Raw genomic sequence first — 12,528 nt, forward strand, 5'->3', positions numbered from 1 at the left:
ATATGTTTACTAAAAAATGGGGGAGATTTATATGGCTTTTAAAGATAGTTTTTCAAAAATAACCAAATCTTTAAGTGATGGTGCTTCTAATGTTGTACAAAAATCAAATGATTTAATAGAAATATCCAAGCTAAATGCTGAAATTGATATTATAGAAAAAAAGAAAGAAATTATTTATTTGGGGATAGGTAAGTTAGTGTATAACAGTTACATAACTAAAGTGGAATTAAAAGAAGAGATTAAAAATAAATGTGATGATTTAATTGAATATGATGAAGAAATAAAAAAAATTAGAGAGCAAATATTTAATGTGAAGAAAATTAAAAAGTGTTCTAATTGTGGAATTAAGATAGATATTGACACTAGTTTTTGTCCTAATTGTGGAAATAAGCAGGAATTGGTAAAAAGTAATAATTCTGCTGAATTTAGTGATTCTATTGAGGATGATGATACATTATAAGGTAAATAATTGGATTTACTCAATTATTTAATTAAATATTATTAAATAAAATTTAGCGTTGTGTGATAAGGGATGTGCCTAATAAGACACATCCCTTATAGCATATCTAGATTTAGTAATAGTTTACAATATAACTAACTAGAAGTTTTCAGTATATTCTTCTGGTAAAAGTGTTAATTTATATCCTTCTGATTGGCGATCTACGCAAGATAACATGTAAATACTAACAATGTTTTTTCCATATATGAATATTTTTGCTGTATCGCCCTTAGATATTGACAGGTTTAATCCACTTCCATGGTGATAATTAAAATCTTTTTTGCATGCTACAATTGAATCTACCATAGGCTAATGCTCCTTTTTTGTTTAGTGTAGTACATATAAGTTAATACCAAAATTTAATATACTTTTTTACATCCAAAGGTGTTCTTGCTATAGTACTGACCATCATGTACATCTTAAATTTATTATACCATAAATTGTAAAATTATTGTTTATATAGTTGCAAATTTTTTCGTATATTCTGAAAATCTGCTTTTAATAAATCCTTCAACATCTTCTATGCTGTGTTTTTGACTTCTTACACAAATATGAGCTATATCGTCACAAATATAGCATTTTCTCATTTCTAACCCAAAATTTCTTCTACTAATACTTCTACCATTTTCATCATATACATCTAGGTCTACACATCTTCCTAAAATGTGGTTATCCTCTAAATTAAGTGTAGTTAATTTGATATCTCTTGCTCCATTATTAATACACATGATTACAATTAAGCCTTCTGCAGTTGTAATGATTTTTTTAAAGATAATAGAATTAGAAAACAGTTCACAGATTATTTTGTACATAATCCTAGTTATTTCATGTGAATAATAATTGTTTTTATTAATTCCTGGATAATTAACTCTAATAACCAGTAGTGGGATTTTATATTGCTTCACTAGTTCTTCTTGATATTTAATTCGTATTTCTCTTGCGAGCATTATATCTTCTGCTGTATACATATCATAGTTAATGTGGAGAATCGCTGATTCTTATTTTCTCCACTATCTCCTTTCCTACTAGAGTATTTAAAAATTTCCATGTGGAAATTGGTACTATATGTTCAATATGGTTTATTTGGTCTTCCTTAATTAACTTCCTGACATTTGAAGCACTGATAATGGCGCCCATAATAGCTTTCCTTTTTATTTCTACAACTTTGGTTCCATAGGTGGGTAGTATTTGTTTTAATGCTTCATTATAAGCGTTTGTAACTTTACAATAAGGTTCTTCTCCTATAAATCTTTTAGTTATATTTAGAGCTTTACAAAAATATCTTCCGAAAATTGATGCATCTAATGTAGTATATGCCTTTAGTATTACATCTTCTTTTCTTAAAAAATAGGATGGGAACGTAGCCTGTGAAATAATATATTCTCCACCTTTAATCACCCGCACATTATTTAAATGGGAAACACCTTCTTTAACCATAGAATATCTATAGATAAATGGAAAAGAGGATTTATCTTCTTCAACTATAAATACTAGCACTTCTGCGCTTTGCCGTGCGGCCTCTTCTATTAAATACATATGTCCCAAGGTGAAGGGATTACAATTCATAACTATTGCTGACCTTTGAATATTTGAAGTTATATTGTATTCTTTTTTTATGTTTTCTAAATATTCTTCTATATAATATATTCCACTTTCAAGCAGGGCTACATTCTCTATCTTATGTACAAGCTTGTATCCAAGGGATATAAATATATCAGTATTTTTTACCTTAGTGAATATAAAACTATGATAAATACCTTCCTTAAAAAGTTTATCCGTTAGTGCTTCTAGCAATATAGTGCATACCCCTTCTCCTCTTAAATCATTTGAAATTGCAAAACATTTGAACACGTTTTTTGACTTAGAGCAAGTGGCTTTAATATCTTCATTTTGTCTAATAACTATAGTATAATCGACGTTGTCATCAAGTAGTAGGTCAAATGTTTGTAAAAAATCTTTAACTTCTTTTAACTTATATTCATCCTTTAAATTAATTATTTCAACATTATAACCATACATGAAAAGCCCCCTTATGAAAGTTTTACCATATCTATACAAATAGTTTATTCTTTATCCTAAATTATGTAAAGAAAAATCACTGGAAATTAATTTTTACTTAAATGGAAAAAATAGTATAAAACTAAGGATAAGCTAGGTAATCATGCCTAATTGAGCTAAAGGAATAAAAATAACATTAATGCCTATAAAACAACAATTGAATTGGATTAGTCCATATGGTAATATAAGTAAGAAGTGGAGTAGTCCAATAATAAAACACGGATTAGGAGAGATTTTTATGGACATTGAAATAATTAAAAATAATGGAGTACTACTTCATATCCAAGTTAAAATGCAAATTATGGATGCGATTAAAAAAGGAACCCTAAGGGTTGGAACAAAATTACCTACAGAGAGAGAATTGTCCCAACAGTTAAATGTAAGTAGAAACACTGTAAGTGCTGCGTATAAAGCATTGGAGCAAGATGGAGTTTTGAAATCATATCAAGGAAAAGGAACGTTTGTAGTTGAAGAAGCTACATGCTGGGAGAGCCTAGATGTGAAAAAAAAGATTATAAAATTTATTGACTTAGGACTAGAGGAAGCTTTAGAAATAGGAATGGAACCGGAAGTGTTTTTAGATTTAGTAATACAAAGGGTAGTTGAGAAAAAACAGTTAATGGAGAAAGTAGTAGCAATATACGTAGAGTGCAATATAGAACAAGCTAAAATGTTTAGTGAGCAACTTAGTAACAATAGTAATATGAATGTAATGCATATGACCATAAGTGAATTAGAAAAGATGGACAATGGTACGAAGGATAAGATTGGAAAGGCTGAGTTTATAATAACCACATTCAATCACGTTAATGAAGTTACAAGTTTAACTGTTGGCCTTAATAAAGAAATTCTAGGAGTTGCTATAAAACCTAATTTAGAACCAATAGTTAAGATTGCTAGATATGGCGAGCATACAAAGTTTGCATTTGTATGTATATCTGAACAATTTATGTTTAAAGTGAAAAGTGCGTTAGAAAAAGCGGGATTATCTGAAATTGATATAGAATACTCAAATACCACTGATTATAATGAACTTAAGGATATAATTCAAAAATCAGATGTGATGATAGTATCACCTGGAAGATTTACGGATGTAAATAATATTAATTCTAGTAATAAGGAGATAATACAATTTTTATATAGTTTAGATGAGGGATCAGTAAAAGCACTTAAGTCGAGGATTATTGAGATAGAGTTTAAAAAATAATGTTTTAAAAAATTATTTAGGAGGTTTTTTAAAATGACTAAAAAGACTTTAGTTCTAGGAGTAATAGGATCAGATTGTCACGCAGTTGGCAATAAAATTTTAGATTATGCTTTAACGGAAGCTGGATTTAATGTTATAAATATAGGGGTACTTTCTCCACAAGAGGATTTTATTAATGCAGCTGTTGAAACTAATGCAGATGCTATAATAGTATCCTCGCTTTACGGACAAGGAGAAATCGATTGCAGAGGTATAAGAGAAAAATGTGATGAAGCAGGTTTGAAGGGTATATTGCTTCTTGTAGGTGGGAATATAGTTGTAGGAAAACAAAATTGGCAACAAGTAACCAAGAGATTTCGTGCAATGGGATTTGATAGGATATATCCACCAGGTACTAGCATTGAGACAACAATACATGATTTAAGAGAGGATTTAGGAATTACGACATTATTAGGAGTGATATAAGTGGATGCTTATTTACTCATAGATTTTGGAAGTACCTATACAAAACTAACTGTTGTAGATCTCGAAAAGGAAGAGGTAATTGCTACAGCTAAAGATATAACCACAATAGAGGAGAATATAATGATAGGCTTTGAAAAAGCCTATTTAAAAATAGAAGAAAAGTTAATTGGAAAAAATGTAAATTTCATTAAAAAATTAGCATGTTCCTCAGCGGCAGGAGGACTTAAAATGGTAGCTATTGGGCTCGTGCCAGAGTTAACTGCAGAGGCTGCCAAAAGAGCTGCACTTGGAGCTGGAGCAAGAGTATTAAAAGTATATAGCTATGAATTAACTTTAGATGAAATAAATGAAATTAAAAATTCAAATTTAGATATAATACTTCTTGCAGGTGGAACTAATGGTGGCAACAAAGAGTGCATTATACACAATGCAAAAATGTTAGCTGAAAATGGAGTTAGATTACCAATAGTTGTAGCTGGAAATAAGGTAACAAGCGATGAGATAAGACAAATATTTACTAAAGCTAAAATGTATTTTACAATTACGCAAAATGTAATGCCATCGCTAAATAAACTAAATGTAGAGCCAGCAAGAGAAGAAATTAGAAAAGTATTTATGGAAAAAATAATTGACGCTAAGGGGCTCGGAAATGCAGAAGAATTGATAAAAGGTATATTAATGCCAACGCCAGCAGCTGTGCTAAAGGCTGCAAGGATACTTAGTGATGGCAGTGATGAGGAAAGTGGGTTAGGGGATTTAATAGTAATTGATATTGGTGGCGCAACAACAGATATACATTCTATATCAGAGGGGGAACCTACGAAGGGTGGAGTTACCACAAGGGGCCTTGAGGAACCTTTTGCTAAGAGAACGGTTGAAGGCGATCTTGGAATGAGATATTCTGCAATTTCACTAAGAGAGGCAGCTGGTAGCAGGAAGATGAGAAAGTATCTTTGTGACCCTGAGAGAAAAATTGATATTGATGCAAATTGCAAATATAGAGTAGAACACATAAAGATGGTTCCGACTACTAAGGAGGAAATACATTTTGATGAGGCTATGGCTAAAGTTGCAACAGAGTTATCAATGGAGAGACATGTAGGTACTATTGAAAGCACACACACACCAATGGGAGCCATGTATACTCAAATAGGTAAAGATCTTATGGAAGTGAAATATATGATAGGGACAGGTGGAGTGTTAATACACAGTGAGAATCCGAAAGATATTTTAAAAGCAGGAGCTTTTAATGAAGAAAATCCAATGTATTTAAAACCACGTAAAGCAATCTATTTGATTGATAAAACTTATATATTATCTGCAATGGGCCTATTATCCGAATATTATCCGGATAAAGCAGTTAGAATTATGAAAAAATATTTAGTAAAAGTATAAGCAGGGGGGTAATATCATTGGAAATAAGAAATAAGAAGTGGACAACCGATGAGTTCTTTGAGGTTAGAAAAGAAGTATTAGAGCAATGGCCAACAGGTAAAGAGGTAGATTTAAAAGAAGCTGTAGAATACAATAAGAAAATTCCAGATCACAAAAATTTTGCAAAAAAGCTAAGGAAGGCTAAAGAAGCAGGTATAACACTTGCACAGCCAAGAGCAGGTGTTGCATTAATTGATAAGCATATTGAATTATTAAGATATTTAGAAATTGAGGGTGGAGCAGATTTATTACCAACAACAATAGATAGTTATACAAGACTTAATAGATATGATGAATGTGAGATTGGAATAAAAGAGAGTATAAAGGCAGGACGATCACTATTAAATGGATTCCCAGCAGTTAATCATGGAGTTAAGGGATGCAGACAAGTTTTTGAATCAATAAATGTTCCATTAGAATCAAGACATGGAACTCCAGATGCAAGATTATTAGCTGAAATAACACATGCATCGGGTTGGACTTCAAATGAAGGTGGATGCATATCGTACAATATTCCATATGCCAAAAATGCACCTTTAACAAAGTCAATTTTGGACTGGCAATATTGTGATAGACTTGTTGGATTTTATGAAGAACAAGGAATACCAATAAATAGAGAGCCTTTTGGACCCTTAACAGGAACACTAGTTCCTCCTAGTACATCAAATGCAGTTGCAATAATCGAAGCTTTACTTGCTGCTGAGCAAGGAGTTAAAAACATTACAGTTGGATATGGTCAGTGCGGAAATTTAATACAAGATATAGCAGCTATAAGAGCCTTAGAGCAGCAATGCGATGAATACTTAAAGGCTAATGGCTATAAAGATGTATATTTAACAACAGTGTTACATGAGTGGATGGGTGGATTCCCAGAAGATGAAGCAAAAGCTTTTGGAGTTATATCTACAGGGGCAGGAACTGCAGCACTTGCGGGAGCAACAAAAGTAATAGTTAAAACTCCACATGAAGCTGTAGGTATTCCTACTAAAGAAGCTAATGGTGAGGGTATAAGGACTACGAAGATGACTTTAAACTTATTGCGTGGCCAAAAGATGCATATGTCCCAAGATTTAAAAACAGAGATGGAAATAATAAAAGCTGAAACAAAGTGTATGTTAGATAAGGTATATGAAATTGGAAAAGGTGACTTAGCTATAGGTGTAGTTAAGGGATTTGAAATGGGAGTTATTGATATACCATTTGCACCAAGTAAATATAATGCTGGTAAAATGATGCCTGCAAGAGACAACGATGGATCAATAAGATATCTAAATTTTGGGAATCTTCCATTTTCAAAGGAATTAATAGATTTAAATATGAAAAAACTTGAAGAGAGAGCAAAATTTGAAAAGAGAAAAGTGAGCTTTCAAATGACTATAGATGATGTATTCGCAGTAGGAAATGGAGAACTTATAGGAAGACCAGCAAAAGTATAGGAATAATTTGTTATTTAAAAATTTTATAAGGAGAGGTGTATGTTATGAAAATTATTGATGTGGTATGTTCAACAGGAAGAACAGGATTTTATTTTGATGACCAAAGATCTATAAAAAGTGGTGCAGAACATGATGGCTTTTCATATGTAGGTGAAGCAGTAACAGAAGGATTTAAATCTATTAGGCAAGCAGGAGAGTCAATATCAGTAATGATTATACTTGAAGATGGCCAGGTGGCTTATGGAGATTGTGCAGCAGTACAATATTCTGGTGCTGGTGGAAGGGATCCATTATTCCTCTCAAAAGATTTTATACCAATTATTGAAAAAGAAATAACACCGAAATTAATAGGTAGAGAATTAGAAAGCTTTAAAATGCTCGCAGAAGAGTTTGATCACATGTTAGTAAATGGTAAAAGACTTCATACAGCAATAAGGTACGGGATAACTCAGGCTATTCTTGATGCTGTTGCAAAATCTAAAAAGGTAACAATGGCAGAAATCGTACGTGAGGAATACAATACTGGCGTAGAAATCAAGAGAATTCCCATTTTTACACAATCAGGCGATGATAGATATAATAGTGTAGATAAAATGATAATAAAGGGTGCAGATGTAATGCCTCATGCATTAATAAACAACGTAAAAGAGAAATTAGGACTTAAGGGCGAAAAATTATTAGCTTATGTTGAGTGGTTAAGTAATAGAGTGCTAAGTTTAAGAACTGATGAGAATTATAATCCAATATTCCACATTGACGTATATGGAACAATAGGAATTGCGTTTAATAATGATATAAAAGCTATGGCAGATTATATATCAACACTTGAAGAAGCTGCAAAACCATTCCATTTAAGAATCGAAGGACCAATGGATGTTGAGCACAGAGAAAGACAAGTTGAATCATTAGCAGATTTAACGGCAGAACTTGATAATAGAAAAATTAATGTAGAATTAGTTGCAGATGAATGGTGTAACACATATGAAGACGTAGTATTATTTGCGGATAAGAAAGCAGGTCATATGCTTCAAATAAAAACACCGGATTTAGGTGGAGTTAACAATATAATCGAATCAATACTATACTGCAAAAAACAGGGTCGTGGAGCATACTGTGGTGGAACATGTAATGAGACTAATAGATCTGCAGAAGTATGCACAAACATAGCTATTGCTTGTGGAGCAGACCAATGTTTAGCAAAACCAGGAATGGGTGTAGATGAAGGGTACATGATAGTTAATAACGAAATGAATAGGGTTGTAGCTTTAGTTAATAGAAAAAATAAGGTAACTTATAAATAATTTAATTTTTGCGTGAGGTGATGCCATGAAAATTAATAAACCATCCAAAGCGGGAACAATGGAATCTAATGATATATATATTATGCTTATGCCAAATCATAAGGGTGGCATTGAAATAAAGCTTCAAAGTATTGTTATGAAACAATTTGGGGATGAAATAAAAAGAGTAATACTAGAGACACTTAATGAAATTGGAGTAGAAGATGTTATAGTAACTGCTCTAGATAAGGGTGCATTAAACTATACAATAAAGGCTAGAATTGAAACTGCTACAAAAAGAGCTCAGTAAGAGGTGATTTATATGAAAAAATTCAGAAGAACTATGCTTTTTATGCCAGGAAATAATTCAGGGATGCTTCAGAATGCAGGAATTCTAGGTGCTGATTCAATTATATTAGATTTAGAGGATGCTGTTAGTTTAACAGAAAAAGATAGTGCTAGAATTTTGGTTAAAGAAGCAATAAAGAATGTAGATTACAATAATGTGGAAGTAGTAGTAAGGGTAAATCCATTTACTACTGAATATGCACAAAAGGATATTGATGTAATTGCAAGAGTTAAACCGGATGCATTAATGATACCAAAAGCTACAGAAGAAGAGCTTGAGGCTATAGATGAAATACTTACAAAAATAGAAACAAATGAGGGTTTTGAAAATGGAAGTATAAAGTTAATTCCTATTGTGGAAACTGCCTATGGAGTTGAAAATGTATATAATATAATAAAATCTTCCAAAAGGGTAGTAGCTGTTTTACTTGGAGGAGAGGACTTAACCTCAGATTTAGGTATAAAAAGAACTAAAGAAGGAGAAGAAATCTTCTATGCAAGAAATCGAGTAGCAATTGCTTGTAAGGCTATGAAGATAGATTCTATTGATACCCCATTTACAGATACAAACGATTTTGAGGGACTAGTAAAAGACACAGTTAGAGCTAAAAGCTTGGGACTCACAGGTAAAGCTGCAATAAATCCAAGACAAATTGATCTTATTCATTCTGTATTTGCTCCAACAAAAGAAGAAATAAAACACGCCAAAAGAGTCCTCACGGCTATGATAGAAGCAGAACAAGATGGTAAAGGAGTATTTTCCTTAGATGGGAAAATGGTAGATGCACCAGTTATAAATAGAGCTAAAAACACAGTAGAATTAGCAAAGCTTTTAGGTGTTATGTAAAAGCATAGGTAAAATCTATTTTAGTGGATTAGCTAATTGAGGTGATAATAATGAAAAATATATTAGGCAGAGAGATACCAGAATATATAGAAGGCTATGGAAAAGTAATCCCATTTGAAGGTGCATTTAAAAATGCAGGCACCAAACTTAAGAAAGAAGTAAAACTAAACTCTGTAATGCCAGATAATGAAAAGGTATTACCTGACATGGATAGTGTTTTTGATAAGGTTTCGCTTAAGGATGGGATGACTATTTCATTCCATCATCATTTAAGAAATGGCGATAATGTATTGAATTTAGTGGTGGATGCAATTGCTAAAAGAGGAATAAAAAACATTACTTTAGCTGCAAGCGCTCTGTTCCCCAATAATTTTCCTTTAATTGAGCATATAAAAAACGGCGTAATTACTAAAATAGTGACTAATTATATGTCAGGTCCAATAGCAGAAGAAATTTCAAGGGGAATATTAAAAACACCAGTTATAATGCACACCCATGGTGGACGTGCTAGAGCAATAGAAAGTGGAGATTTACATATAGATGTGGCTTTCATTGCAGCACCAACAGCGGATAACTATGGAAACATCAATGGATTATATGGGGAATCTGCCTGCGGAGCCTTAGGATATGCAGTAGCAGATGCCCAGTGTGCAGATATGGTTGTAGCAGTTACTGATAATTTAGTTCCATACCCAGCTTGCCCAATAGAAATAAGTCAAATATATGTAGACTATATTGTAAAAGTAGATTCCATCGGTGATCCAGACGGAATAGTATCAGGTACTACGAAAATCACTAAGGATCCAGTGGGACTTAAAATAGCTAAAATGGCGAGTGAGGTTATGGTGGCGAGCGGGCTTGTTAAAAATGAAATGTCATTTCAAACAGGGGCAGGTGGTATTTCTTTAGCTGTAGCTGCGGAGCTAAGAAAATATATGAAGGAGAATGCTATAGTTGGAAGTTTTGCATCAGGTGGAATAACTGGATACCTTGTAGATATGTTTGAAGAAGGGTTATTTAGATCTTTATTTGATGTACAGTGTTTTGATATGCAAGCAATTAAGTCTTATGTAAGTACTTATAAACATCAAAGAATGTCTGCATCCATGTACGCAAATTCAGATAACAAAGGTGCAGTTGTAAACAAACTAGATATAGTTATATTAGGTGCTACGGAAATAGACACAAATTTTAATGTTAATGTAACCACGGGCTCCGATGGAACTATCATGGGTGGTTCTGGAGGCCATAGTGATACAGCAGCAGGGGCTAAACTCACAATAATTGTAACACAATTAACTAAGGCAAGGCTTCCAATTATAAAGGATAATATAACTACGATAACTACTCCCGGAGAGAGTATTGATGTTATTGTAACAGAAAGAGGAATAGCAGTTAATCCAAAACGGACAGACATAATAGAGAAATTAAAGAATACTAACCTTCCTATAAGGAAAATTGGTGAGTTAAAAGATATAGCTGAGAAAATAACAGGTAAACCGGAGGCAATTGAATTTTCAGATGAAATAGTTGCAGTTATAGAATATAGAGATGGTTCTGTAATTGATGTGGTTCGAAAGCCACTATAGAAGGTAATTCAAAAACCAATTTAGCAAGAGGGGGCAATGTTTATGAAGAAAATAAAATTGACATTAGCTGTGCAAATTGTTATCGGTCTGATTTTAGGAGTTATAGTAGGAGCTATATTTTATGGTAATCCAACATTAGTAGTTGTACTTAAACCAATGGGGGATGTCTTTTTAAGGTTAATTAAAATGATAGTTGTACCAATTGTCTTCTGCTCATTAGTTGTAGGTGTAGCAGGTGTGGGAGATGGAAAGGAAGTTGGAAAAATTGGTATTAAAACAATTGTATATTTTGAAGTTATTACTACAATTGCAATTTTTCTCGGTTTAATAATAGGTAATGTAGTTCATCCAGGAACCGGCATAGATATGCATTCACTTGTGAAGACAAGTATTTCGAGTTATGCAGGGAGTGCAGCAACGGCTAAGACTCATGGGTTGATAGATACCATTGTAAATATTGTGCCAACTAATATTATGGAGTCATTAGGCAAAGGGGATATGCTTCCAATCATTTTCTTTTCAGTTATGTTTGGTTTAGGAATTGGGGCAGTTGGAGAAAAAGGCAAACCAGTTCTCCACTTCTTTGAAGGGGCAGCTCAATCAATGTTCTGGGTAACCAATCAAATAATGAAGGTGGCACCAATCGGTGTATTTGGATTAATAGGTATAACAGTCTCAAAATTTGGTCTTTCTGCGTTAATTCCACTTGGCAAATTAGCTATAACAGTTTATGGTGCTATGATATTGTTTGTAATCGTTGTCTTAGGGTTAGTAGCTAAAATGGTGCATATAAATATATTTTCTTTTATAAAACTTTTAAAGGATGAACTAATTTTGGCATTTAGTACTGCTAGTTCTGAAACAGTTTTACCAAGAATCATGCAAAAAATGGAGAAGTTTGGTTGTCCAAAGGCAATAGCATCCTTTGTTATACCAACAGGATATTCTTTTAATCTAGATGGATCCACTTTATATGAAGCAATAGCAGCACTTTTTATTGCTCAATTATATGGAATACACTTACCACTGCTTACGCAAATTAATTTGGTGATTGTATTAGCAATCACTTCAAAAGGAATAGCAGGGGTTCCTGGAGTATCATTTGTAGTGCTTATGGCAACATTAGGATCTGTTGGTATTCCAGTAGAAGGGTTAGCATTTATAGCAGGTATAGATCGTATATTAGATATGGCAAGAACAGCAGTAAATGTAGTTGGTAATTCACTTGCTTGTGTGGTTGTATCTAAATGGGAACATCAATATAATGCTAAAAAAGGAAAGGAATATGTAGAAAAATTGAAAGAAGTAGCAGTAAGTAGTTTATAATATTTAGTGGCTGGGCTATTTAACATTAGAATCAAGTAA

13 protein-coding genes are annotated in these 12,528 nt (G+C 32.7%); 10 read left to right on the top strand and 3 right to left on the bottom strand.

What is annotated here, in order from left to right; translation table 11 throughout:
* Positions 1–31: 31 nt before the first annotated feature.
* On the top strand, positions 32–460 hold the full coding sequence (locus A7L45_RS08075) for a zinc ribbon domain-containing protein (RefSeq protein WP_071612302.1): 429 nt from the start codon (positions 32–34) through the stop codon (positions 458–460).
* Positions 461–598: 138 nt separating this feature from the next.
* Here the strand turns inward: A7L45_RS08075 and A7L45_RS08080 are convergent, their stop codons facing one another.
* The 3 genes from A7L45_RS08080 to citC form a co-directional block, all read right to left on the bottom strand.
* Complete coding sequence (locus A7L45_RS08080; protein WP_071612303.1) at positions 599–805, bottom strand: hypothetical protein; 207 nt, start codon at positions 803–805, stop codon at positions 599–601.
* A gap of 149 nt (positions 806–954) precedes the next feature.
* Entirely contained in the window at positions 955–1,467 is a 513-nt protein-coding gene (gene citX / locus A7L45_RS08085; RefSeq protein WP_071612304.1) for a citrate lyase holo-[acyl-carrier protein] synthase, read from the bottom strand.
* Positions 1,468–1,474: 7 nt separating this feature from the next.
* On the bottom strand, positions 1,475–2,518 hold the full coding sequence (gene citC, locus A7L45_RS08090) for a [citrate (pro-3S)-lyase] ligase (protein ID WP_071612305.1): 1,044 nt from the start codon (positions 2,516–2,518) through the stop codon (positions 1,475–1,477).
* A 277-nt stretch (positions 2,519–2,795) separates the two neighbouring features.
* On the opposite strand from citC, the gene A7L45_RS08095 reads away from it, so the two are divergent.
* Genes A7L45_RS08095 through A7L45_RS08135 form a run of 9 tightly spaced genes read left to right on the top strand, consistent with a single transcriptional unit; the run spans position 2,796 to position 12,489 of the window.
* Positions 2,796–3,764, top strand: coding sequence for a GntR family transcriptional regulator (locus A7L45_RS08095; RefSeq protein ID WP_071612306.1), 969 nt, complete (start codon positions 2,796–2,798; stop codon positions 3,762–3,764).
* Between the two features lie 33 nt (positions 3,765–3,797).
* Positions 3,798–4,229, top strand: a complete 432-nt coding sequence (glmS, locus tag A7L45_RS08100) for a methylaspartate mutase subunit S (RefSeq protein ID WP_071612307.1) — start codon at positions 3,798–3,800, stop codon at positions 4,227–4,229.
* Positions 4,230–5,624 carry a methylaspartate mutase accessory protein GlmL gene (gene glmL, locus A7L45_RS08105; RefSeq protein ID WP_071612308.1) on the top strand — a complete coding sequence of 465 codons (1,395 nt, stop codon included), beginning with the start codon at positions 4,230–4,232 and terminating at the stop codon, positions 5,622–5,624.
* Positions 5,625–5,641: 17 nt separating this feature from the next.
* On the top strand, positions 5,642–7,099 hold the full coding sequence (locus tag A7L45_RS08110) for a methylaspartate mutase subunit E (protein ID WP_071612309.1): 1,458 nt from the start codon (positions 5,642–5,644) through the stop codon (positions 7,097–7,099).
* A 44-nt stretch (positions 7,100–7,143) separates the two neighbouring features.
* Positions 7,144–8,400, top strand: coding sequence for a methylaspartate ammonia-lyase (locus A7L45_RS08115; protein ID WP_071612310.1), 1,257 nt, complete (start codon positions 7,144–7,146; stop codon positions 8,398–8,400).
* 25 nt (positions 8,401–8,425) lie between these two features.
* Positions 8,426–8,689 (top strand): citrate lyase acyl carrier protein, encoded by a 264-nt coding sequence (gene citD / locus A7L45_RS08120; protein WP_071612311.1) that lies wholly within the window; start codon positions 8,426–8,428, stop codon positions 8,687–8,689.
* Between the two features lie 12 nt (positions 8,690–8,701).
* Positions 8,702–9,574, top strand: coding sequence for an HpcH/HpaI aldolase/citrate lyase family protein (locus A7L45_RS08125; protein ID WP_071612312.1), 873 nt, complete (start codon positions 8,702–8,704; stop codon positions 9,572–9,574).
* A gap of 50 nt (positions 9,575–9,624) precedes the next feature.
* A complete protein-coding gene (gene citF / locus A7L45_RS08130) occupies positions 9,625–11,163 on the top strand; it encodes a citrate lyase subunit alpha (protein WP_071612313.1) in 1,539 nt (512 codons plus the stop codon).
* Positions 11,164–11,205: 42 nt separating this feature from the next.
* Positions 11,206–12,489 (top strand): cation:dicarboxylate symporter family transporter, encoded by a 1,284-nt coding sequence (locus A7L45_RS08135; RefSeq protein WP_071612314.1) that lies wholly within the window; start codon positions 11,206–11,208, stop codon positions 12,487–12,489.
* Positions 12,490–12,528: the final 39 nt, after the last annotated feature.

It is taken from the genome of Clostridium estertheticum subsp. estertheticum, assembly GCF_001877035.1.
In the GTDB taxonomy this organism is placed as follows: domain Bacteria; phylum Bacillota; class Clostridia; order Clostridiales; family Clostridiaceae; genus Clostridium_AD; species Clostridium_AD estertheticum.